At 71.6% G+C, this 21,093-nt stretch carries 27 protein-coding genes; all 27 read left to right on the top strand.

What is annotated here, in order from left to right; translation table 11 throughout:
* Position 1: 1 nt before the first annotated feature.
* A complete protein-coding gene (locus ABZ887_RS01440; protein WP_361281632.1) occupies positions 2–367 on the top strand; it encodes a hypothetical protein in 366 nt (121 codons plus the stop codon).
* Positions 368–614: 247 nt separating this feature from the next.
* The gene (locus ABZ887_RS01435; RefSeq protein ID WP_361281629.1) at positions 615–923 is read left to right on the top strand and encodes a DUF6112 family protein; all 309 of its coding nucleotides are present in this window, start codon (positions 615–617) and stop codon (positions 921–923) included.
* Positions 923–1,609: a hypothetical protein gene (locus ABZ887_RS01430; protein ID WP_361281626.1), complete on the top strand. Its 687-nt coding sequence runs from the start codon at positions 923–925 to the stop codon at positions 1,607–1,609. The genes ABZ887_RS01435 and ABZ887_RS01430 overlap by 1 nt, the downstream gene beginning before the upstream one ends.
* Positions 1,610–1,646: 37 nt before the next feature.
* Entirely contained in the window at positions 1,647–2,996 is a 1,350-nt protein-coding gene (locus ABZ887_RS01425) for an ATP-binding protein (RefSeq protein WP_361281623.1), read from the top strand.
* Positions 2,997–3,086: 90 nt separating this feature from the next.
* Positions 3,087–4,559, top strand: coding sequence for an SCO6880 family protein (locus tag ABZ887_RS01420; protein ID WP_361281621.1), 1,473 nt, complete (start codon positions 3,087–3,089; stop codon positions 4,557–4,559).
* A 59-nt stretch (positions 4,560–4,618) separates the two neighbouring features.
* A complete protein-coding gene (locus ABZ887_RS01415; RefSeq protein WP_361281618.1) occupies positions 4,619–5,089 on the top strand; it encodes a DUF6238 family protein in 471 nt (156 codons plus the stop codon).
* Positions 5,090–5,115: 26 nt separating this feature from the next.
* Positions 5,116–5,655 carry a hypothetical protein gene (locus ABZ887_RS01410; RefSeq protein WP_361281616.1) on the top strand — a complete coding sequence of 180 codons (540 nt, stop codon included), beginning with the start codon at positions 5,116–5,118 and terminating at the stop codon, positions 5,653–5,655.
* 49 nt (positions 5,656–5,704) lie between these two features.
* Positions 5,705–7,219: an ATP-binding protein gene (locus ABZ887_RS01405; protein ID WP_361281614.1), complete on the top strand. Its 1,515-nt coding sequence runs from the start codon at positions 5,705–5,707 to the stop codon at positions 7,217–7,219.
* 42 nt (positions 7,220–7,261) lie between these two features.
* A complete protein-coding gene (locus ABZ887_RS01400; RefSeq protein WP_361281612.1) occupies positions 7,262–7,993 on the top strand; it encodes an HAD hydrolase-like protein in 732 nt (243 codons plus the stop codon).
* A complete protein-coding gene (locus ABZ887_RS01395; protein ID WP_361281610.1) occupies positions 7,902–8,555 on the top strand; it encodes a hypothetical protein in 654 nt (217 codons plus the stop codon). Before ABZ887_RS01400 ends, ABZ887_RS01395 begins: the two co-directional genes overlap by 92 nt.
* A gap of 43 nt (positions 8,556–8,598) precedes the next feature.
* Positions 8,599–9,381 carry a hypothetical protein gene (locus tag ABZ887_RS01390; protein WP_361281607.1) on the top strand — a complete coding sequence of 261 codons (783 nt, stop codon included), beginning with the start codon at positions 8,599–8,601 and terminating at the stop codon, positions 9,379–9,381.
* A gap of 56 nt (positions 9,382–9,437) precedes the next feature.
* A complete protein-coding gene (locus ABZ887_RS01385) occupies positions 9,438–9,941 on the top strand; it encodes a hypothetical protein (protein WP_361281605.1) in 504 nt (167 codons plus the stop codon).
* A gap of 58 nt (positions 9,942–9,999) precedes the next feature.
* Complete coding sequence (locus tag ABZ887_RS01380) at positions 10,000–10,668, top strand: hypothetical protein (protein ID WP_361281603.1); 669 nt, start codon at positions 10,000–10,002, stop codon at positions 10,666–10,668.
* Complete coding sequence (locus ABZ887_RS01375; RefSeq protein WP_361281600.1) at positions 10,665–11,012, top strand: hypothetical protein; 348 nt, start codon at positions 10,665–10,667, stop codon at positions 11,010–11,012. Before ABZ887_RS01380 ends, ABZ887_RS01375 begins: the two co-directional genes overlap by 4 nt.
* Positions 11,013–11,044: 32 nt before the next feature.
* Positions 11,045–11,488 carry a hypothetical protein gene (locus ABZ887_RS01370; protein WP_361281597.1) on the top strand — a complete coding sequence of 148 codons (444 nt, stop codon included), beginning with the start codon at positions 11,045–11,047 and terminating at the stop codon, positions 11,486–11,488.
* A 290-nt stretch (positions 11,489–11,778) separates the two neighbouring features.
* Positions 11,779–12,000, top strand: coding sequence for a hypothetical protein (locus tag ABZ887_RS01365; RefSeq protein WP_361282414.1), 222 nt, complete (start codon positions 11,779–11,781; stop codon positions 11,998–12,000).
* A gap of 194 nt (positions 12,001–12,194) precedes the next feature.
* Positions 12,195–13,337, top strand: coding sequence for an AAA family ATPase (locus ABZ887_RS01360; protein WP_361282412.1), 1,143 nt, complete (start codon positions 12,195–12,197; stop codon positions 13,335–13,337).
* Positions 13,334–15,133: a hypothetical protein gene (locus tag ABZ887_RS01355; RefSeq protein ID WP_361281595.1), complete on the top strand. Its 1,800-nt coding sequence runs from the start codon at positions 13,334–13,336 to the stop codon at positions 15,131–15,133. Before ABZ887_RS01360 ends, ABZ887_RS01355 begins: the two co-directional genes overlap by 4 nt.
* A 34-nt stretch (positions 15,134–15,167) precedes the next feature.
* Positions 15,168–15,665, top strand: coding sequence for a hypothetical protein (locus ABZ887_RS01350; protein ID WP_361281593.1), 498 nt, complete (start codon positions 15,168–15,170; stop codon positions 15,663–15,665).
* A 172-nt stretch (positions 15,666–15,837) separates the two neighbouring features.
* Entirely contained in the window at positions 15,838–16,197 is a 360-nt protein-coding gene (locus tag ABZ887_RS01345) for a hypothetical protein (RefSeq protein ID WP_361282410.1), read from the top strand.
* The gene (locus ABZ887_RS01340) at positions 16,194–16,976 is read left to right on the top strand and encodes a tetratricopeptide repeat protein (protein ID WP_361281591.1); all 783 of its coding nucleotides are present in this window, start codon (positions 16,194–16,196) and stop codon (positions 16,974–16,976) included. The genes ABZ887_RS01345 and ABZ887_RS01340 overlap by 4 nt, the downstream gene beginning before the upstream one ends.
* A gap of 606 nt (positions 16,977–17,582) precedes the next feature.
* Positions 17,583–17,894: a hypothetical protein gene (locus ABZ887_RS01335; protein WP_361281588.1), complete on the top strand. Its 312-nt coding sequence runs from the start codon at positions 17,583–17,585 to the stop codon at positions 17,892–17,894.
* 32 nt (positions 17,895–17,926) lie between these two features.
* A complete protein-coding gene (locus ABZ887_RS01330; protein ID WP_361281586.1) occupies positions 17,927–18,685 on the top strand; it encodes a hypothetical protein in 759 nt (252 codons plus the stop codon).
* Between the two features lie 11 nt (positions 18,686–18,696).
* Positions 18,697–19,458: a DUF317 domain-containing protein gene (locus ABZ887_RS01325; RefSeq protein WP_361281583.1), complete on the top strand. Its 762-nt coding sequence runs from the start codon at positions 18,697–18,699 to the stop codon at positions 19,456–19,458.
* 82 nt (positions 19,459–19,540) lie between these two features.
* A complete protein-coding gene (locus ABZ887_RS01320) occupies positions 19,541–19,729 on the top strand; it encodes a hypothetical protein (protein WP_361281581.1) in 189 nt (62 codons plus the stop codon).
* A 29-nt stretch (positions 19,730–19,758) separates the two neighbouring features.
* Positions 19,759–20,145 carry a hypothetical protein gene (locus tag ABZ887_RS01315; RefSeq protein WP_361281578.1) on the top strand — a complete coding sequence of 129 codons (387 nt, stop codon included), beginning with the start codon at positions 19,759–19,761 and terminating at the stop codon, positions 20,143–20,145.
* A complete protein-coding gene (locus tag ABZ887_RS01310) occupies positions 20,142–20,948 on the top strand; it encodes a DUF317 domain-containing protein (protein ID WP_361282408.1) in 807 nt (268 codons plus the stop codon). The genes ABZ887_RS01315 and ABZ887_RS01310 overlap by 4 nt, the downstream gene beginning before the upstream one ends.
* Positions 20,949–21,093 lie beyond the last annotated feature (145 nt).

Genomic DNA, 21,093 nt, shown 5'->3' with positions numbered 1-21,093 from the left:
CTTGATATCCCGTCACCACGCCCAGCGCGCCCTCGCGGCAGCCTCTCTGGGCCTGGCCACCACGGTCGGCGGCCTGGCCACCGCCTCCACCGCGCAGGCGTACGACACCGACACCACCAAGATCTCGTGCAGCGCGGTCAAGGTCCGCAAGTCGCCTTCGACAACGGCCACCACGGTCGGCGTCGCCTACCGCAACGACAAGATCACCTACGACCAGTGGGTCTACCGGAAGGCCACCAAGACCTGGTGGACCCGGGGCACCGTGACCCGCAAGTCCGACGGCAAGAAGCTGCGCGGCTACGTGATCTACAAGTGCGCCAACCCGTACGGCACCAAGGGCGCCCCCACCCCGTCGATCCCGAAGTAGCGCACCCCGGCCGCCACTTCGGATTCCGAGCCGGAGCGCTATCGCCAACGGCCCGCCCGAGGCGCGGCCTCGCCCGAGCCTCACCGCGGTACCAGCCGTGTTCTCGTGCACGCCTCCCTGCGCGGGCGTCGATCTGGCCGGCCGCCCCCCGTCGAGCCATCGGCCCTCCCTCTTTCAGGCGCTCGCCTCCCTCCCCCTTCTTCTGTGATTCCCGCGTGCCGGCCTTCGGCGCGCGCAAGGAGCCTCTTTGCCCCTGCTCGAAACCGTGCAGTACCTGGCCTACGACCCCGGCATCACGCCCTCCGGCGGCGGTCTGCCCGGCCTGGCCGTACTGAAGAACGTGGTCAACTCGATCAACCTGTTCGCCATCGTCGCGGTGGTCGGCGCGCTCGCCGTCTCCCTGGGCGTGTGGGCCTGGGGCCACCACACCGGCGGCCACCAGGCCGAGGCCAACGGCAAGAAGGGCGCCGTCGTCGCGGCGGGCGCCGCCCTCGGGCTCGGCGCCGCCAACGGGGTCGTGGCGTTCTTCTCCGCCCTGGGGTCGCAAGTCCACTGATGCCGAAACGACTCCCCTCCCTGTCCCGCTACGGCCTCGGCTGGTCCACCCGGCAGCGCGTCACGGTCATCACGACCGGCCTCGCCGTCTTGCTGGCCCTGGCCGCCGCCGTTGCCCTGTTCACCGGCCGCACCACCACCGGCGACAGCCGGGCCACCGTCCCGTCGTCCGAGCCGAGCAGCAGCACCTCCTCATCCGCCGGCCCGACAGCATCGGCCGGTGCCGGTTCGGTGGCGACGCCGCCACCGGTCGCCGACCCGGTGGCGTTCGCCAAGGCCGCCGCCGCAATGCTGTGGTCGTACGACACCCGCACCACCAGCCGCGATGAGGAGTTCGCCGGGATGCGGGCGTGGCTGACGGCGGAGACCAAGTACGGGGACTGGCCCTCGATCGTCGCGCAGGTGCCGGATCCAGTGCTGTGGTCGCGGATGGCTGACCAGGACCAGTACGCCACCTCCACCGTAACCGAGGCCCACTACCCGGCCGCGTTCAAGGAAGCACTGGCAGACGATCCGTCGGCGATCACCAAGGCGTACATCTACGCCGTCACCGTCACCGGCAAGCAGCAGATCGCCTGGAAGAAGGGCGGAGCCGGAGCCGAGGACCGCTCCATCACCCTCGCCGTGCAGTGCCGCCCCAACGCGAACTGCTCCCTGGTCGCCATCGCCCCGAGCGTCGTGCCCTGACACACCCAGCCCACCTGAGAAAGGAGCATGACGCCTCTTGGGCTTCTGCGACCTCCCCCTCGCGGACAAACTCTGCGCCGTCGGCGACGCCGTCGACTTCGCCTCCGACCCGGGCGCCGCCATCGGCAACTGGATGGCCAAGAGCGCGGGTGAACTCGCCGCCGCCGCAGCCGACCTGGCCGCCGAGGCAGTCAACACCACCACCAACGTCGACCTCAACGCGACGTGGTTCCGCGACAACTACGAGATGATCCTCCCGATCGGCCTGATCATGCTGGTCGGCACGTTCTGCGCCCAGCTGGTACGCGCCGCGATCCGCCGCGACGGCCAGGCACTCACCCAGGCATTCACCGGCACCGCCACCGGCGTGATGTTCGCCTTCACCGCGATCGCCTTCACCACCGTCGTCATCGAACTCGTCGACGCCCTCTCCGACGGACTCTTCAAAGCCGCCAACCTCGACATCGCCACGGCGGTGCGGCGCATCGTCAAGGTGGGACAGATCGCCGAACTGTCCGGACTGGGCTGGCTCGTCACCGTCTTCGTCGGCGTCGGCGCCGCGATCGGGGCTTTCCTCTACTGGTGCGTGATGGTGGCCCGCAAGGTCGGCATCCTCGTCATGGTCACCCTCGCCGTCTTCGCCGGAGCCGGCGGCGGCTGGGAGGTCGCCCGGCGCTGGCGCAAGGGGTGGATCGAAGCCACCGCCACCCTTGTGGTCAGCAAGCTGTTGATGACCGTGATCTTCGTGCTCGGGATCGCGGCGATGGGCAAGACGGAGGCCAAGGATGGCATCGCCGCCCTCGCCGACGTGATGGCCGGCATCGTCATCATGGCCTTGGTGTTGTTGTGCCCGTACGCGACGTTCAAGTTCGTGCACTGGGCCGCCTCCGAAGGCTCCGACGCGGAAACGCTGCACCGCTCCGGCGGCGCGGGCGCGCAATTCGCCCGCCAGCATGCCGAGCGCGCCGGGCGCAAGGCCGCCGCCGCGGTCGCCACCGGAGGAGCCGCAGCCGGAGCGGGCGCCGCTCCTCAGGGACCGGAATCGGTTCCGGGCGGATTCCCCGGCGACATCGCCGCCCACCCCACGCCGGGCACCGGCAAGGAAGGCGGCAGCCCGAGCGCGCCGTCGTCCGCAACCGAGGGGATCAAGAGCGGTCCGGACAAGGCTGTTCAGCCCCCGCCGACCAGTCCCCGTGACGACACCAGTGGCCAGATCGGCGGTGCCCCCGGACAGGGCGGCGCTCCGGGATCGCCCTCCGGAGGCAGCGGCTTCATGTCGCAGCCCGGCGCCGGCACCTCGGCTCCGCCGCCGCAGGGTGCCCCGCCTCCGCCGAACCCGACCGGCACCGCCGGCGCAACCGGAACGCCGCCGCCCACCGGTCTGTGACCTTGCCCGACTCCGGGGCGGCACACGCCGCGTACGTCCTCGCCGCGTGCCGCCCCGGCCACCGTTCACGCGCACCACCGAAAGCGGCCCTTGTCTGATCTCACCGCCACCCCGCTCACCGTCAAATTCCCCCGCCGGTCCCGGCGCGGCATCCTGCTCGGCCTCTCCCTGCCCCAACTCGTCCTCACCTCGGGCACGTTGGCGCTGCTCCTAGTCACAGTGGTGTCCACCGGGCTGCTCGGCGCCCTCGCGCTCACCCCGCTGTGGGCCACGGTCATCGCCCTGGTCGCCGTCCGCCGGCAGGGCCGCTCACTGATCGACTGGGCACCGATCGTCTGGCGCTTCGCCCAGCGGCGGCGCACCGGCCAGAGTCTGTGGCTGGCCCGGCCGGTCACCCGACCCCGGCAGGACGGCATCCTGCACCTGCCCGGCACCGCCGCCTCCCTGCGTGTCGTCACCCCCGGCGACTCCGCCAACGGCGCCGCCGCCGTACACGACCCGCATCAGCAGACTTTGACCGCCGTCGCCCGCGTCGCCTCACGCGCCTTCGCGCTCCTCGACCCTGCCGCTCAGAACCACAACGTGAGCAGTTGGGGGCGGGCCCTGGCCGGTGTTGCCCGGACCGGGCACGTCGCCACCGTGCAGGTCTTGGAACGCACCGTCCCCGACTCCGGCGACACCCTCGCCCGCCACTGGACCCGACAGGGCCGCCCCGACGCCCCGGTCGCCGGACAGATCTACTCCGACCTGGTCGCCTCCGCAGGCCCTACCGCAGCTCCGCACGAGACGTACCTGGCGATCTCCCTCGACCTGAAGGCCGCCAAGCGATTGATCTCCCAGGCCGGCGGCGGGCTGCCCGGGGCGTTCACCGTGATGGAGCAGACCACGGCGTCGGTCGCACAGGCCGCGCGCAGTGCCGGACTGATGGTGACCAGCTGGCTTACGGCCCGCGAGATCGCCGCCGTCATCCGCACCGCCTACGACCCCAGCGCGCTGTCCGCGCTGCAGCAGTGGTCCACCTCCGGGCGGGCCGAGGCCACCCCGGCCGCGGCCGGGCCCGTGGTCCAGGTCGAGGAGTACGACCGGCTCGCCACCGACACCGCACGGCATGCCACCTACTGGGTCGAGGACTGGCCCCGCACCGAAACCAGCGCCGGGTTCCTCCACCCCGTGATGTTCACCGCCGGGGTCCGCCGCACCCTCTCCCTCATCTACGTGCCGCAGGGGATCGAGTCCGCGCTGCGTGACGTGCAGCGCACCAAGGCGGCGATCATCGCGGATGCCAAAGAGCGTTCCCGCCGCGGGCAGGTCGACTCCGAAGCCGACTCCGTCGAGTACGCCGACGTGAAGGTCCGCGAACGCCAGCTGATCGCCGGGCACGCCGATGTGGCCCTGACCGGTCTGCTCACCGTGTCCGCCGAGACCGACACTCTGCTCGATGCCGCGTGTGCGCAGATCGAGACCGCCGCCGTCACCGCCCAGGTCGACCTGCGCCGGCTCCTCTACCAGCAGCCCGCCGCCTTCACGCTCGGCGCTCTCCCGCTCGCCCGCACCACCCTGTAATCCCGCCCCGGCACCGGACGACGCCCTGCCGCCACGGCAGGAAGGAACTTTTCCCCCTTTTGACCTCTGCTCTCCCGGTCGGCGACGCGTACCCGTATCTGCGGGCCGCCAGCGCCGGCATCCGCCACCACGCCCGCACCCTCACCCCCCGCAGGGAGCCGGTCTCCTCGTCGGCGGACCGCGTGCACCTCGACGTCCTGCACGCCCATCTGACCGCGCTGCACCAGCTGCTCGACCAGCTCGCCGAGACCTCCCGGCCGCCGCATCCCGCCGCCGGTCGCCATCTGGCCACCGCGCATAGCCGGCTGTTCCAGGCCGCCGCCGCGGTGCACGACGCCTACCACCTCCTGCCCGCCGCGGATGAGACGCCGACGGACACGGAATGTCCCCCCGAACAGCTACCCGCGGGACCGCCCGTCCTGACCATCTGTCGGCGCCACCTCGCCGCCGGTCACGTCGTCCGCCGCAAGACCACCCCGAGCGATCTCAACACCCCGCTGCACGGCCACACCACGACGTGCAGCCGGTAATCCCGCATCACCGAAAGGCCCTGAAATTGCACGCCCTGAAGCGCTCCACCTCCGCCGTCCTCATTCTCGCCGCGCTCGCCGGTACCGCGGCCTTGGCGACCGCCACTCCGGCGTCCGCCGCCAGCTACCACTGCAAGACCAGCAGCCACTCCGTCGACGACCCGAGCTACAACGGCCCCGACTCCGACAACTGGGACTTCGACGTCACGCTGTGCGCCATGCGCTCCGGCGCCACCATCTACACCACCGCCACCGTGTACTGGGACGGCCCGTACACGGCCAAGAACCGCAGCACGTACACCTTCAACAAGGCCAAGTTCCAGCTCCAGACCAAGCGCAGCGTCAGCGGCACGGACCCGGTCGTGAAGTCCGGTGCCTACACCGGGCTGGAGTACGCGCTCGAACACAGCAGCGGCTACGGGAACGGCTCCTACTCGACCGGCACCCTCAAGTACCCGGCAGGATCGGGCCGTTACCTCGCCGACGGCTACATCCAGCTGGACTGGTCGGGCGACGGCAAGGGGTATCGCAGCCCGGTGCTGTTCACCGCCTCGCCGGTCGTCTGACCTCCGCGCCGCGTCCAGACCCGCCGCCTTCGTGAAAAGCCGCCCCGTCATGAGTCACCGGCCCGCACGCCGTGCCCGCCGCGCCAGTACCAGCCCCCTGTTCACCCCGCACGGCAGCGACCGCGCCTCCCGCCAGGCCGCCCGCCGTCAGCTCGCCGAGGCCGCCGCGAAGGCCCGCGCCGAAGCAGCCGCCCGCACCGGTGGCGCCGCCGCGGAGGAACAGGAGATGCCCTCTCCCCTCTTTCCGCCCGCCGGGCGGCCCGGACCCGCGTCCGCCCGCCACAGCAGGCTCAAGCTGCCCGCCCACCGGATGACCACCGCCACGGCGTCCGGGGCGTATCCGTTCCTCGCCGAGGGCGGGCTGGGGGCCGAGGGCATCTACATCGGCCGCGACGTGCACGCGGAGGCGTCGTTCTGTTTCGATCCGTTCGCCCTGTACGGCAAGTTCGAGGGCTTCACCAATCCGAATGTGCTGCTGGCCGGAGTGATCGGACAGGGCAAGTCGGCGCTCGCGAAGTCCTTCGCGCTACGGTCGATCGCCTTCGGATACCGGGTCTATGTCCCGTGTGATCCCAAGGGGGAGTGGACGCCGGTGGCGCAGGCGCTGGGCGGCACCTCGATCGCGCTCGGGCCGGGACTGCCCGGCAAGCTGAACCCGCTGGACGCGGCGCCGCGGCCGAACAGTGTCTCGGAGACCGACTGGGCGGGCGAGACCCGCAAGCGCCGTCTGCTGCTGCTCGGCTCGCTGGCCCGTACCGTGCTCGGGCGGGAGCTGCTGCCGATGGAGCACACCGGCCTCGACGTCGCGCTGGATGCGGTCGTCACCCGGGCCGCCGCGGCGGGAAGGACCCCGCTGCTCGGTGACATCGCCGCCACCCTCAACGACCCCGCCGAACTCGACGCGGCCGGCGGCATCATGTCCGGCCGGCTCGGCGACGCCTCCCGCGACCTCGCCCACGCCATGCGCCGCCTCGTCCACGGAGACCTCGCCGGGATGTTCGACGCTCCCAGCACGGTGGCGTTCGATCCCAACTCGCCGATGCTGACCATCGACCTGTCCCGGCTCGGCGGAACCGGCGACGACACCGCACTCGTCCTCGCCATGACCTGCGCGTCCGCCTGGATGGAAACCGCCCTGTCCGACCCTGACGGCGGCCGGAGATGGATCGTCTACGACGAGGCGTGGCGCCTGATGCGCCACCCCGGCCTGCTGCAGCGCATGCAGTCCCAGTGGAAGCTGAGCCGCGGCCTGGGCATCGCCAACCTCATGGTCATCCACCGGCTGTCCGACCTGCTCACCGCCGGCGACGCCGGATCCCGCGGACGCGCCCTCGCCGAAGGGCTCCTCGCAGACTGCTCCACCCGCATCATCTACCGGCAAGAGACCGACCAACTCCATGCCGCAACAGCCCTGTTGGGCCTCACCTCGGTGGAAAGCGACGCACTCGCCCATCTCAACCGAGGGCGCGGCCTGTGGAAGGTCGCCGGACGATCTTTCATCGTCCAGCACCTCCTCCATCCGCACGAGCTGTCGCTCTTCGACACCGACGCCCGGTTGCGGTAACGCCCGCACACCCCCGTGATCTATCGGAGCCACCACCGCACCATGTCCATCCATATTGTCTGGGACTGGAACGGCACCCTCAAAGACGACCGAGCAGACCTGCTCGGCGCCGTGAACCACACGCTCAAAGGGCTGCGGGCCGCTCCCATCGACCTCGCGACCTACCAGGCACGACACGTCCTGCCCGTGCGCCGCTTGTACACCCAGCTGGTCAACCGGACGCTCACCGACAACGAATGGGCCACGGCCCAAAGGGATTTCACCGACTTCCTGCGCGACCGGCCGCCGCGACTGCGTGACGAAGCCGAACCTCTCCTGGCCCGCGTGCACAGCCTCGGACACAGCCAGTCCCTGCTCTCCTTGTATCCCGAAGAGCTCCTGCGCGGTGAAGTCCAACGGCTGGGTATCACCGGCTTCTTCGCCCGGATCGACGGACGCCGCGGCCCGGACGGGACGAAGGAAGCCGTGCTCGCCGACCATCTCATTGCCCTGCCTCCCGACAACCGCTCCCGCCCCTTCCTCGTCATCGGCGACTCCCTCGACGACGCGCGGGCCGCCCGGGCCGTCGGCGCGCAGCCGGTCCTGTTCTCCGGCGGCCTCGAACCGGCCGAGCGACTCCGTGCGGCCGGCTGGCCCGTCACGGACACCCTCAACGCGGCGGTGCACGTCGGGCTGCGCCGTCTTGCCGCCCGCGCAGCACCGGCCCATCCCGCCCGGACATCCGTCACCCCCTTCAACCCGCATCCGCCGCGCCAGGGCCGTCGGCAACTCTGACCCATCGACTGGAGTCCCCCTGCAGCACCCAGACTTCGAGCTGTACGACAACGTCGGCCGCACTGCCGAGCAGATCCGTGCCTACCACACCCGCTCCGCCACGAGGGAGGACCTGCGCCGCTGGGCCGATCGCGACGCCGAAGCCTTCCGTACCCGGCACCCCCTGCCGCCCGAGCCCTTCCCCGCCCCGGACCTGAGCCCCTACCGCACGGCTCTGGACGCGGCCGACACACCGGCCGAGTTCAGCACCGTGCTCAACACCCTGCTGGACGCGGTCGAACTGTTCCTGAACGAGGTCATTGACCACCTGGCGGCCACTGCGAAGTGGAAGGGCCGAAACCGTGGAGCCGAACCCGGCTCGCCGCCCTGGCTGCTTCGCGGCGCCGCCAGCAGCATCGCCACCGCGCTGGCCATGGCCACCGAAGCGGATCTCAACATCCTCCACGCGCACTACGACCCGCCCCCGGACCTCGACGCGCTCCTCAAACAGACCCGCATAGCGCCTGCCACACCTCCGGCCCCGCCGGACCCCCAGCCCGGACCCGGCAAACCACGGCGCTGACCCGCCCATGAACCAACCACCCGCCGCCCCAGCCCAGGAACCGATGCCCGCACCCCGCCAGGCCTCGTTGGCCCTCGTAGCCGCCGCCCTCGCCGAGCGTCTGCCCGGCATGTGGACGAGCGAGTATCACCGCCACCGCACTTATGCGGACCAGTTCCCCACCGTCGAACGGCTCTGGGACCTCGGCCACGTCGACCACATCGTCAGCCAGTACGTCCTGGGCCATGACGCCGTCCTGACCGGCCCCGACGGCGAGCAGCTCTACCACCGACCGGCCCAACTACCGCCACCAGTTCGTGGTGGCAGCGCTGGAACCCTCGGGCGTCACACGCCACCAGACCTCCGCGGTGCACGAGCCGAACGGCATCGCCGTCCCCAACCACCCGGCGCGCGCCGCCGCAGCCATCACCCGGCGTCTACTGCCCCGCTACGAGACCGCCGTGGCCGCAGACCGCGCCAAGGCCTCGACCAGCCCGAACCGCCACACCGCCAGCCCGCGTCCGAGGTCGCGCGGACCCTCACGCTGGTCTGGTATCCGGACGGCGTGGTGGGAGCACCGTACGACTCGGTGCCCGAAGAGGCATACATGACGCTCTTCGACCGCCACTTCCAGTACCGCCCGAACGAGTCCGCCGTCGTGCTGCCGGCCTCCTACAGCGCCGGGGAGCAGGCCGTGCTGGTCCAACTCGCCGCCCAGCGGCTCATGCTGAAGAGCATCGGGGTCAACTTCCGCCGTGCCGTGCCCCTTCCACCTTCCGCTGCGGCATCGGCCGCCACGAACAGGTCGCCTGTGGCCGCGGCGCCGAAGTCCGCCTCCCGACGGTAGAACACCGCCCCGGTATCAAGGAGTTACCGCTGTCCGCGTCCGATCCCGACCAGTGGATGCTGCTGCACGATGTGGCCGACAAGTTCAACGCCGTCTCCGACCAGCTTCCGCTTCCCGACCAGATCCGCCCGCACCTGGCGCTGAGCGAGATCCTGGACGACGAAGTCCGCCATCTGGCCCGCCTGCTGGCCTTCCTGGCCGGCGAGAGCGCCTTCCGTCACCGGGCTGCCTCCCGTTACCCGGCCACGGCCACGGTGCGCCGTACGACCCTCGCGCTCGCCAGCGCCGCCGAACCCGCCGGGCTCGCCCTCGCCGCCCTCGGCGCCGCCGTCCACCACCTCGGCCAGCTCGCCGACCTCGCCCACCAGGCCCCCGGCCCCGCCCGCGACCGGGCGATCACCACCGAGCAACAACGGCTCGTGGACCGCCTCGGCGACAGCCGCACCCACCTCGCCCACACCGCGAAGCAACTGCGCACAGCCGCCGACACCCGCACCCCACCGGCCGCGACCGCCGTGCCCGCGCAGGCGCGTGCCACAGCCCCGTCCCGTTCCCGCTGACCCCCCTCCCCGGAGCACCATCATTCCCTCGCACACGACCGCCCGCCAGGCCGCCCTCGTGCTCACCGCCGCGTCCATCGCCCTGACCGCGACCGCGTGCAGCACCTCTTCCCCCACCACGAGCACCCCGGCCAAGGTCACCCGCAGCGCCTCTCCCACGCCGCCCCCTGAGCCGACGCTGACGAAGAAGGAGGCCCTCGCCCAGATCGCCCACTCCTCCAAGATCAACAAGGAGGCCAACGAACACACCAGCCGCACCCTCCTCGACACCATCGATTCGTCTCTGTCCGACCACTTCCGCTTCACGACCCATCCCGAGCACGGCTACGTGGCCGAAGCCAACCCCCAGATCCCCGGCCACCTGGCCGGCTGGCTGCTCACCCACGAGCAGTTCGAGCCCGTACCGGGTTCCTCGGGCCAGTACCGGCTCGTCCAGCCCGCGCACGACGGCCTGCGCCGCGCCCGCCAAGCCGCGCGGGACTTGCGCCGCCTCGGCTACCAGGTGCACACCGCTCCCACCCTCGTCCCTGACCGCAGGCCGGGATCTCCCCAACTGGGTACAGATCATGGGCTGTTGGAGCGTCGCGCTCGCATCGCGCACGCTGCGGCCACCCGCTCCCCGCAGAGCCTCACCGTCCCGGCCACGTCCCCTACTGAGGGTGTGCCGCAGGTCGCCGAACCCGTGAGCGGCCAAGCCCGGGCAGCCGGAGGAGGGCGGGGCCGATGAGCGACGCCGCAATCCGCATCACCCGCGGCCTGGGCGGCGAAGTCGAGGTCGACGGCCCGGTCGACGCCTTCGCCGCGAGCATCCTGGCCCGCGCGGGATTCGACACCTACCCCATTCTGCGTGGCGTCTGGATCCGCCTGCCGTTCGACCGGGGTCGCCGTTGGGAGAACGGCCACGCCACCTGGGCGGCCGAGATGCTCACCGCCGCCCGGTACACCGTCGACCTCGACCCTGATCTGCGGCCCGCCCCGGCCGCCGCATCAACACCGCCGCCGCGCCGCGCGAAGACCGCCATGACCGCGCAGTCCTCACCCGCCGACACCACGCGGCGACCACGACGCTGACCCGGCAACCCACACCGACCAACTACCCACCCATGAAAGGCACTTCTTACATACCCCGCTCGACCAGGCCCGCCTGGAACTGCGACGACCACGCCTGCCGGATCTGCACCGCGCCGGAGCGCGACGACATGACGCTGATGCGCTGCGCCATCCTCACACTGCTGGAACACGGTCGCTGGATGGCCTCCGACGACATCCCCCTGCGCGACATCCTGTCTGCTGGCGGCAAATACCTGAACGGCTTCGGCGGCGGTAGCGTCCCAACGCCCGCCGCCAAGCAGTGGGCCTGGTTGGAGGCCGAGCTGCGACTGACCGTCGCCCGCGCCGCTGGACTGGACGCTGTCAGCACCCTCGACCCGCGCATCGACCGCGTCCTGGCCACCGCCGCCCGCCGCACCTCACGGCGCCAGATCGACCTGCTCGACCGTGCCGCCGAGCAGTTCACCGAACTCCACACACGCTCCCGCGCCGCCTGAATCCACCGGCGCCCCGCCCTCACCCCGTCACGAGGAGATTCCCCTGCACATGGCCGTTGTTGGTACACCCGGCTATCGGAACGTGCGGAAAGGCGAGTCAGGTAGCTGCAGGGCGGTGAGGGCCCGCCCTGGAGCATGTCGGCAGTCATTGCCCATCGTACGTGGTCCAGTCACGCACCGTTGATGTGCTGGAGGCTCCGGGCCGGCCTCGCCTTCGCCCAACACCCCACCGCATTCCCGCCACCACCGATAGGAGATTCGCCTTGCCTGAAGCACCAGCAGAGCCGTTCATGACGATCCGGCACGCCATCACAGGCGAGATCACCACCACCGGCTACAACGCCGCCGCCCGGCGGATCCTGCTCCAGGCTGGCTTCGAAGAGACACCAAACTGCGCCTGCCGGGCGACGGAACCCAGTACGGAGCGGACGCACGGGCCTGCCCGGCAGCCAGCGAGCTGCTCGTCGCCGGCCATCCCGTGCACCTGCACCGAGCCCTCGGTCGGCCGGTGAGCGCCGACGGTACGCCCCGGTCGGCCCCGTCGCCGATGTCCGCACAGTCCGTGATCCGCTCCGAGAACGGCCAGCCTCTCCAGCGCATCGCCAACCCCGCACGCACCCGCACCTGTTGAAAGATCCTCGTATTGACCACACCCGGAACGCCTACCAGTCCAGCGCGCACCAAGGGCGGCGAACTACGGGCCAAGGTGGCCCGACTGCTGGCCGACCGGTCGGCGGACACGCTCACCATCGGGGACATGGCCAGGCAGCTGGGCCACTCCCACGGTGCCGTCCGCAACGCCGCCCTCACCCTGGTGCGACGCGGTGAGGCCGACCAAGGCGGAACCGGACAGCCGGAGTTCCGCGCGAACGGGAAAACCGCCGCAGCCGCGCAGACCGCTGTGATCAGCCCGCCGGGCACCCACTCTCCCCGCGCCCAGGCGGCCACGGCCCGCACGACCATTCCCGCAGCAGCCACGCCTAGGCAGACCGGCCCGATCCGCCGCGCGGGGGGCCAGCTCTACCACCCCCGGGAGCTGGCCGATCTGCCCGACGTCGAGGCGTTGAATCGCTTGCGCGACGCCGACGTGCCGGTGCTGCTCTACGGCCCTCCGGGCACCGGCAAGACGAGTCTGGTCGAGGCGGCGTTCCCGGACCTGCTCACCGTCGCCGGTGACGGCGACACCACGGTCGGCGACTTGATCGGCGAGTACACACAGGACGACGCGGGAGCCTACGTCTTCCAGTACGGTCCGCTGGTCACCGCGATGACCGAGGGCCGCGCCCTGCTGATCGACGATGCCACCTTGATCTCACCGAAGGTTCTGGCGGCGCTGTATCCCGCGATGGATGGGCGCAGGCAGATCCAGGTCAAGGCCCACAAGGGCGAGACCATCAAGGCCGAGCCGGGCTTCTACGTGGTGGCGGGCCACAATCCCGGCGTCCACGGGGCGGTTTTGACGGAGGCGCTCGCGAGCCGGTTCAGCGTGCAGATCCAGATCGGCACGGACTATGACCTCGCCCTGGCGCTGAGGATCGATGCCCGGGTGGTCCGGGTCGCCCGACACCTCTCCCGCCAAGTCGAACTCGGCGAGCTGGGCTGGTCCCCCCAACTGCGGGAACTGCTCAGCTACCAGAAGACCGAGGCCGTCCTCGGCACCAAAGCCGCGCTCGCGAACCTGGTCGGCATCGCTCCTGCGGAGGATCGCGACGCCGTCGCCGCTGCCGTCATCAAGGCTGTCGGCGTAAAGGAGGTCGCTCCCCTCACCCTCGGCAAGCAGCTCTCCGCCTCGGCCGTCCGGCAGCCCCCGGGCAGCACCGGCTCCGCGCACCGGGGCCGCTCGCGATGAGCGCCCACCACCACGTCCAGTCCCCCGCCACCACGCCGGACGACGACGCCGACCTCGCGCGATGGGACGACGACGGCGCCCCGCCCGCGCAACCCCGTTCCTCCCCGCACTTGTGGCTGCGCGTGGGAGCCGAACTCGGCGACCGGCTGGTCACCCTCTCCGGCCGCCAGGACCTCCTCGTCACCTGCCGCCCCGGCACGCGCAGCGGCGCACCGGCCGCGTTCTTCCCCACGCTGGGCGAGGTCGAGTTCGACGCCGGCCTGTTCGCCCCGCTCCAGCCCCACGAAATCCATCCGCGGATCGTGGGCGACGAGGAGCGGTATCCCGCCGCCTGGGGAGTGTTCGTCCACGAGGCCGCGCACGCGGCCCACTCCGTCTGGACGCAGCCTGCCGGAGCGAACCCCCGTGTCGTCGAGGCCGCGCTCCTGCTGGAGGAGAGCCGTGTCGAAGGCGCCCACCTGATCACACGGCCCACAGACCGCACGTACCTGCGCACCAGTGCCCGAACCCTGGTCATGCCCGACATCGCCCACCCCACCCTTAAGGGCATCGAGCACGCCGCCGCCGTGGCGGCCCTGGTCCTCGGCCGCCGTGACGTCGGCATCCTGGACGCCGGCGAGACCCGGGCCGTCGCCGATCTGTGCGAAAAGGTGCTGGGCGCAAACCTGCTGGCCACACTCACCCGCATCTGGACCGCAGCCCACCAGTGCGCCGACCACGACACCACGACCATGCTCGCGCACGGTCAAGAATGGTGCGACGCTCTGGACACCGCGGCCCCCGCCCTGCCCGTGCCTAAGAACCTCACCGATCTCCTGTCCGGCGCCGTGGGAATCGTCATGGACAGCACGGCAGCCACCGACGCCGCCGACCTCGTGGCACAGGCCGCAGCGACCAATGCCATGGCCGCGCAGTCCAAGGCGCAGGCTCAGGACCGCGCCCAGCGGGCCGACCAGCGACGCAAAGCCGCCGCCACCGCCAAGGCGGTCTTCAACACCCGTGGCACCACCGTCACCCCCGACGGCACACCGGCGCCCTACGGCAACCCGGTCACCGGCACCCGCAGGCCCACCGCCGCCGAGCAGAGTGCCGCCTCGCGCCTGAGCCGCGCCCTGCGTGCCGCCGCCTACCGCGAGCGGACCGAGGAGCGGACCACCAGCCCCACCCCGCCCGGCCGCCTCAACATGCGCGCGGCCCTCGCCCGCGACGCTCAGCGCGCGGCCGGGTCGGTCCCCACCGCGGAACCGTTCACCCACACCCGCCGCCGCAACTCCCCCACCCCACCGCTGCGTGTGGGTATCGCCGTCGACGTCTCCGGCTCCATGCGTGCCGCCTGCGCGCCCGTCGCGTCCGCTGCCTGGATCGTGGCACGCGCAGCAGCCCTGACCGACCCCGACTCCCTTACCGCCACCATCGCCTATGACAGGCACCTGACCGCATTGACCCGACCCACCCACCGAGCACCAGAGCGTGTGACGACGTTCGATGCCAAGGGCGGCCACCACAACCTCGGCGACGCCATCGACGCACTCGACCACGGCCTCGAACTCAGCCGCCCCGGCGCGGGCCGCCTCCTCGTGATCGTCACCGACGCCCACTACGGCAGCGACGAAACCGCTCAAGCCGTCACCCGCGTCAAGCAGCTCACGACCGCCGGCTGCGCCGTACTCCAGCTCACCCTCACCGCGAAGTCCCACCACTTGCCGGGGACCACCTTGCTGCACCTGCCCCAGCCCTCCAGCGCTCCCGCCGCCATCGCCACGGCGGCCACAGACGCCATCCGCAGGACACGCTGAGACGACGCAGAAGACAGAAAGCAGGAACAACCGCGTGGCAGTCCGTATGACCTGGCCCGTCGTCCACCGATGTGGACACGAACGAGAACATGACCTGTCCAACCGTCCCGCCGACCGGCGCGCCTCATTCGCCCGCTGGCTGCGGGAACGTGACTGCACCGACTGCTGGAAGACTGCCCGCGACGAGGACAGCGCCGGCAAGAAGGAGTGGCTGGCCGCCAAGCGCGCCGAGGAACAGCAGGCCGCTGCCGAGTGGGCCGCGCAGTTCGACATGCCGCCGCTCGAAGGCCCTGCGAAGGCCCTCGCCTGGGCCGAACGCTCCCGCCACCAACTCGTCACCGCCGCCTTCAGCGCGCTGGTGACCGAGGGCAGCTGGGACGAAGCCGACTGGACCGTCCTGGAGGACAAGATCCGCCCCATCACCCGCGCCGGATGGTGGATCGACCAGAGGGATACCGAAGGCACTGAACTGCCCGAACTCCTGGACGCCGCCACATCCAACGACATCGGAACGGAGAACCCGTTCCGGTAGACGCGGGTGCTTATACCCGACGATCCCCGGTTACCGAAACCGGGGATTCTCCGGAGTCTTGTTCCTCCCACCGCCTGTCTGTGCCTGCTCGTGGAAGGAACTCTCTGCTGTGCCCGACGCCGTCTCCCGTCCCCTCCATGCTCCCGGTGACATCGTCACCCCCGAACGGGACATGACCCACCAGCATTTCCGGCCCGGCGACGAGGTCGTGATCCTCAAGGGAGTCTCCGGCGGCGACCTGTGGGGGGACGCGTACAGGGTCGTCACGCCCTCGTGGCACACGCCGACCGACGAGGACGGGTGGCGGCTGTACGACCCGGCCGGCGGGGCGCGCACCTATGTAACCGCGCACCCGCGTTACCTCGTCCATCTCTCCCGCCGCTGCCCCGACTGCCTCATCTACCAGCAGGCGCTGCGGACTTACCTCGTGCCGCGCTTGGCCGGCGCCGACGGGGCCATCGACTGCGGCTGGTACGCGCTCACCCCCCTCAACCAGGTGGTGCACGCCGCCGACGCCCGGGGCGGACGATGAACCCTAGCCACGACACGGAGCGCACCGCGGCTTTGGCGGGCGCGGCGTCGATCGCTGTCGAGACGGTCACCGGGACCCGGTGGCCGGTGCGGCTGGCCGAGGCCCTGCGTGATCTGGACGCGACCTGGCAGGAGTCGGCCGAGGTGTGCGCCGACGTCGCCTGGCAGGCCCGCGCCACCGGGAACAGCGCGGTCATCCTGCTCACCCCCGAGCACGTCACCGCCCCCGGACCCGGTCCGGGGGCGGTCGTCTCGCGGACGTACCGGCACCTCTACCTGAGCGCCCTGCGCTACGACTTCCGGTGCCGCTCCATAGAAATCCTCCTGAACCAGGTGCCGTTGAGCGTGCTCGACGCAGACCCGTACAGCTGGGCGCTGTATGCCTTCGCGCGCCTGGGCCAGTCCCGCTCGGACGGTCTGGCCGTGATGGAGCAGGTCCTCTCCGGTACGTCGGATCACCCCAAGACGCTGCACGTCCTGCTGCACGGGGTGTGGCTGGGCGGCCTGCTGCCCGGCCGGGCGGACACGCTGGTCGCCCTCGTGGACCGGCTGCCCGACGGCGGCGACGGTGATCCGATCGCGCAGTTCCGCAAGGCGTCGGCACTGCGCGCGCTGGGCCACTACCGCCAGGCGCACGCGGCCATCGAGCGAGCCCTGGAACTCCTGCCGCCGGGCCAGCAGGCCGTCCACGCGGACCTGGTGCGCGAACACACCCTGATCACCGCCGCGTTCGACCTGACCCGACTCGCCCCTCAGGGCAGGAAGCCCGACTCCCGATGATCATCCGTATTCGTCCGCGTGACTCCGTGCCCTCCGGGCCGCTCGCCGAGGCCCTCGGCCGGCCGGTCAGCGACGACGAGGGACTGACCGAGTACACGGTGGTCGCCCACTGGGGGGCTGGACTATTGCACGCCCGACGACGAGCAGAAGACGTGGACGTCCGCCGAGTGGGCCGATCATCTGGACGACCCCAGCAGGTGGCAGGCGTTCGCGGTCAGTCCGCAGGACGACCGTCGCACCATCTGGCACGCGGACATCCGTCTGCATCCCGCCGACCCCGCACTCACCGGTCCGGAGTGGTCCGAGATCGCCCACCGGCTGGCCCGGACGGCGGGTATCCAGCGGCCGGGGGACGACCAGGGCTGCCGCTGGATCGCCGTCCAGGCACAGCCCGGCCGCCTCGACCTGCTCGCCAACCTCATCCGCGCGGACGGCACCTGGACCACGCAGCACCACCGGCTGCCCGCGCTCCTGGCCGTCGAGTGCCGGCGCATCGAGGCCGAACTCGGGCTTCGCTCCGTCCAGGACGGCGGCCCGGATCCCGGTCAGAGTGCCCGGTTCGCGCAGCGCGCCACCGCAGCGGTCAACCGTTCTTCGCCCGGCGCCGTGGACGGCACCGCGCAACTCGGCGGACTGCTGCGGCAGCTCGCCGACGAGTACACCGGGCCGCTCGCGACCGTGCGTGGTCTCGTCGAGCACACGGCCCACCGGCTCGGCCGCCTCCCGCACGCCTACGGCCCGGCCGCCGGACACCAACTGGAGCTGCTCGCTCACCGCCTGCACGGCATCCAGCAGGACCTCGACTCCACCGCCGCCGCCCTGCCCACCACGGCACGGCCGACGCCGTTTGCGGCCCGGACGGCCACCAGCCCCGTCATCGCGCCCGCCTCACAGGCCCCGGCCAACGGCCGCCGCTGAGCCCCCACCCCCGAGTTTCTTCCGAGGAGACCATGCACGACCCCACCCCCGACACCGGCCTCGGCTCGTTCGCCGCCGTCCTCGCCGGCGAACTTCCCGGCGCCTGGACCAGCGCGTATCACCCGGACCGCGGCGGCACAGGCGACCACGGCGCCCTCACTGACCAGGTGTGGGACCTGAACGAGGTCGCCGACACCCTGGCCCGGCGTGCCGTGGACCACTGCGCCGTACTGACCCGCGAGGACGGTACCCGCCTGTTCGTCGCGGACCGTCCGGGGCCCGGCGAGGGCTACCTGATTGCCGCCATGGCCCCCGCCGACGCACCGGCCGAGGCGTTCCGTGGCGTCCGCGAGCCCGACGGCATCGCGGTGGCCGCCGATCCGTTCAGCGCCGCGGAGGACATCCACTACGACCTGCTGCCCCGCTACGACAAGGCCCTCGCCCAGGTCCACGCCAACGCCGCCCGCCTCGCGGGGCCACCGTCCGCCGAGCCGGAGGCGTTGGTGATGACCTGGTCGGACGACACGCTCGTCGTCGAGCGGCCGGACCGCGACGACATCGCCGGGGCCCTGACCCAGGCCGGCTTCGCCCTCGACACCGCCCGCGGCGTGTTCGTCCTGTCCGGCGACGACTCCGCCCACCAGGCCGCGTCCGTACGAGCGGCCGGCGACCGCCTGTCCCAGCTCGGCGTGAGCGTCGTCCTGCGCCATCCGCCTGCCCGGCCCGCCCTCGGCACCGCCGCGACCCTGCCGCCGAACCCGCCGGTGGCAACCCCGCACCGCAGCCGCTGACCCGATCCTCTGTGCCCCTCCCGACCCCCTACGTCCAGGCGGCCCCCGGCTGCCTCGCCGGCGGCAACTCCTGGGAACACCCGACCGAATGGCTGCTGCGCGGCCACGGCTGGCGCGACGCATCCACGATCGACTACCACACCCTCCTGGCCAGCCCCGACGGCTCCCTGCACGTCGGCCTCGACCGCCAGGGCGCCTGGACCTGGAGCCTGCATGCCACTGACCCGGCCGGGCGGCACTGGACCGCAACCCTCGGCGCTCACCTGCCCGTCGAGTACGTCACCGCGCTCGTGGAGACCATGCTGCGGCCCGGCACCCGCCACCGCCCCGACATCCTCAGCCCCCTGTCCGCAGCCGGCTGGACCACGGACGCCGATCCGGACGCGACCGCGGCGGTGTCACCGGACTGGCTGGTCCGCTTCGCCCAGGAGAACGTGGCCGGCCCGTCGCCGCACGCGTGGCACGCGGCCTGCACGGTCGACGGATACACCTGGTGGACCGCCGCTTTCACCGCCCACACCCCGCCCCGGCTCGTCGCCGCGTCCACCCGCAGCCTCGCCGGCCCCGATCCGCTGCCGCGGATGGCCATCGGGATACCGATGTACCGCTGCGGGCCCCACACCCGCCGTACGCAGACCGCCTTCGGCTGGGACGACGAACAAGCGCTGCACGAAGCACGGATCGCCGAGGCCCGCCGCCACCGCCTCTCCAGCGCACCGGCCTCCAGGTTGCCGCCCTCGACCGTCCGCCCCACCCCCGCCCGCGTGCGCTGACCGCCCCCTCACCGCACTCCGCTCGCCACTCTCACTCCGGGAGCCTCCCGTCCCTCGCACACCACGTCGCACACCTGCGCCCATGACCGCTGAGCGCCCGCCCCGCCTGGCAGTGGTCCTCTTCCGCCTCTACCTGCGTGCCGTCGCCCCCAGCCCCCGCGCCCGGAACCATCTGCTGGCCGGCGGACACCCCGAGGCCGCCCTCGACGAAGCCCGACGCCGGGACATGGACCTTCTCATCGACAGCCACCGCATCCGCCACCACATCTAGCACTCCGACCCGGCCCGTTCAGGAGGCCCATGACCGCCCCTTCGTCCCACCCCGTACGCCTCGCCGAGGACATCACCAGCCTGCTCAAGACCCTCAACGACCAGCTCGCCCAGGCCGCTCCACGCCAAGCGGCCGAGATCCTCGGCAAGGTCCTCATCTACGACGACGGCGTCGTGGCCCTGGTGACCGACCTGATCGCCACCGGATCCCGCTTCGCCCAGGGGCACGCACACCGGGGCGCGCTCCCTCCCGAGGTGTGGCTCTCGATGGGCCGCTGCGCCAACGACCTGGAGCGCATCAGCGCGGAACTCGACGGGCACACCGACGCCCTCAAGCAACTCGAGGCACCCTCCGCCGCCGGCACCATACAGGCGAAGCCCGTCCCCTCCGCCATGATCGTCAGGAGGAGCCACTGAGCAAGAAGCAGCAGTGGACCGGCTGGGGCGCCGCCGACCAGCAGGCCCAGCAGCACTACCTCGTCGAACCCCGCCATCTGGCCGGCGGCGGCGACGTGCGCCACGTGACTGAGTACCTGCGTGCCTCCGGCTGGAAGGACAAGTCCACAACCGGCGGACCTCTCGTCTTCGACAGCCCGGACAAGTCCGTGCGCATCGGATACGACCCGTTCACGCAGCCCGGCGGCTGGACTATCCGCGGGAAACAGACCGCGCACCAGGAGGCATGGCACGCCACCTTCGGACGGCAGACGCCTGTCGAGATCGTCGCCGGTCTCACCGACGCCCTGTCCACCGCACGCACGGCGCATGCCCCCAACGTGTGGGAATCCCTGCTGGAGCAGGGCTGGGAGACCGAGCGCGGGCGGCACTTCACCGCCCGCAGCCCGGTCGGCGACGCCTTCGTCCGCTTCCACCAGTCCGGCCCCGGGCAGGCGCACTGGTGGGCCGGTGCCCGTAACGAACACGGCCGGGTGTGGGAGGCGATGTTCACGCCGACCACGCCGATGCACCTGGTCCAGGCGTTCAGCACGGCGCTCGCGGACCCGGAGCCGGTGATGCGGCCCCTCGGCCACATTCCGCCCTCCCAGCGGATCCTCACCACCTCGGTGTCCGTCCTGCCGTCCCAGCTCGGCGCGTGGCAGCAGGCGAGGATCACCGCCGCCCGAGCCGCCACCTGGGCCCGTCACTCCTTCGCCACCAACCGGTCCCGCACCCCGCCCGGAGCACGCCCGCATGCCGGGCAGTCAGGCCGGGCCCGGTGAGCCACGAACGCATCTACTCCCGCGTCAACGGCCCAACCATCCACCAGCACAACGGCGTCCGGTGGCTGGACGAGGTCGGGCCACCGCACCTGGCCGGTGGCGGCGATCCCCGGCATGTGAACCGAGCACCTGCTCGCCGCCAGCT

Origin of the sequence: Streptomyces sp. NPDC047061 (assembly GCF_040643955.1) — a bacterium.
Lineage (GTDB): Bacteria > Actinomycetota > Actinomycetes > Streptomycetales > Streptomycetaceae > Streptomyces.
This window is presented reverse-complemented; position numbering and strand designations above follow the sequence as displayed.

Coding starts and splice junctions, on each gene's coding strand:
- ABZ887_RS01390 (WP_361281607.1), top strand. CDS start 8,599: ATGCCCGCACCCCGCCAGGCCTCGTTGGCCCTCGTAGCCGCCGCCCTC.
- ABZ887_RS01370 (WP_361281597.1), top strand. CDS start 11,045: ATGAAAGGCACTTCTTACATACCCCGCTCGACCAGGCCCGCCTGGAAC.
- ABZ887_RS01330 (WP_361281586.1), top strand. CDS start 17,927: ATGCACGACCCCACCCCCGACACCGGCCTCGGCTCGTTCGCCGCCGTC.
- ABZ887_RS01405 (WP_361281614.1), top strand. CDS start 5,705: ATGAGTCACCGGCCCGCACGCCGTGCCCGCCGCGCCAGTACCAGCCCC.
- ABZ887_RS01320 (WP_361281581.1), top strand. CDS start 19,541: ATGACCGCTGAGCGCCCGCCCCGCCTGGCAGTGGTCCTCTTCCGCCTC.
- ABZ887_RS01340 (WP_361281591.1), top strand. CDS start 16,194: ATGAACCCTAGCCACGACACGGAGCGCACCGCGGCTTTGGCGGGCGCG.
- ABZ887_RS01345 (WP_361282410.1), top strand. CDS start 15,838: ATGACCCACCAGCATTTCCGGCCCGGCGACGAGGTCGTGATCCTCAAG.
- ABZ887_RS01355 (WP_361281595.1), top strand. CDS start 13,334: ATGAGCGCCCACCACCACGTCCAGTCCCCCGCCACCACGCCGGACGAC.
- ABZ887_RS01430 (WP_361281626.1), top strand. CDS start 923: ATGCCGAAACGACTCCCCTCCCTGTCCCGCTACGGCCTCGGCTGGTCC.
- ABZ887_RS01375 (WP_361281600.1), top strand. CDS start 10,665: ATGAGCGACGCCGCAATCCGCATCACCCGCGGCCTGGGCGGCGAAGTC.
- ABZ887_RS01400 (WP_361281612.1), top strand. CDS start 7,262: ATGTCCATCCATATTGTCTGGGACTGGAACGGCACCCTCAAAGACGAC.
- ABZ887_RS01315 (WP_361281578.1), top strand. CDS start 19,759: ATGACCGCCCCTTCGTCCCACCCCGTACGCCTCGCCGAGGACATCACC.
- ABZ887_RS01385 (WP_361281605.1), top strand. CDS start 9,438: ATGCTGCTGCACGATGTGGCCGACAAGTTCAACGCCGTCTCCGACCAG.
- ABZ887_RS01365 (WP_361282414.1), top strand. CDS start 11,779: ATGACGATCCGGCACGCCATCACAGGCGAGATCACCACCACCGGCTAC.